The following is a 757-nucleotide window of genomic DNA, read 5'->3' as shown; positions in this document are numbered from 1 at the left end:
AGGGTCCTGGCAGCACTGTCGGTTGGGGTCGACTCCGCCGTCGCCGCCGCCCGCGCCGTCGAGGCGGGTCACGACGTGGTCGGGGTCCACATGGCGCTGTCCTCCCAACCCCAGGCGTGCCGGGTGGGATCCCGGGGCTGCTGCTCGGTGGAGGACGCGGGGGACGCGGCACGCGCCGCGGAGGTCATGGGCATCCCCTTCTACGTGTGGGACCTGGCCGAGGAGTTCGAGGAGACGGTGATCACCGACTTCGTCGAGCAGTACCGTGCGGGCCACACCCCCAATCCCTGCGTGCGCTGCAATGAGTTCGTGAAGTTCCGTGAACTGGCGGAGCGGGCCGCTGCTCTGGGCTTCGACGCGGTGTGCACCGGCCACTACGCCCGCATCGTGCAGGGTGGGGGAGGTCCCCAGTTGCACCGCGCAATGGACGAGGCCAAGGACCAGTCCTACGTGCTCGCCGTCATGGGTGAGGAGGAACTGGCCCGTGTGCTCCTGCCGCTGGGGGAGGCGCCCTCCAAGGCCTGGGTGCGTGCGGAGGCGGAGCGCCTGGGCCTGGGGGTCTCCGCCAAACCCGATTCCTACGACATCTGCTTCATCCCCGACGGGGACACCCGTGGCTTCCTGCGTCGCCACCTGGGCGAGGCGCCCGGCGAGGTGGTGGACACCGAGGGACGGGTGCTGGGGGAGCACACCGGGTACTGGAACTTCACCGTCGGGCAGCGCAAGGGCCTGAACCTGGGCCACATCGCTCGCGCGA

General features: G+C 70.4%; 1 protein-coding gene. It reads left to right on the top strand.

Annotated features, from left to right (window positions below; translation table 11 throughout):
- Positions 1-757 (top strand): tRNA 2-thiouridine(34) synthase MnmA (gene mnmA, locus FK530_RS24445; RefSeq protein WP_146489433.1); only part of this gene is annotated, 757 nt, incomplete at both ends.

This window comes from Tsukamurella conjunctivitidis, from assembly GCF_007858475.1.
GTDB classification, from domain to species: Bacteria; Actinomycetota; Actinomycetes; order Mycobacteriales; family Mycobacteriaceae; genus Tsukamurella; species Tsukamurella conjunctivitidis.
This window is presented reverse-complemented; position numbering and strand designations above follow the sequence as displayed.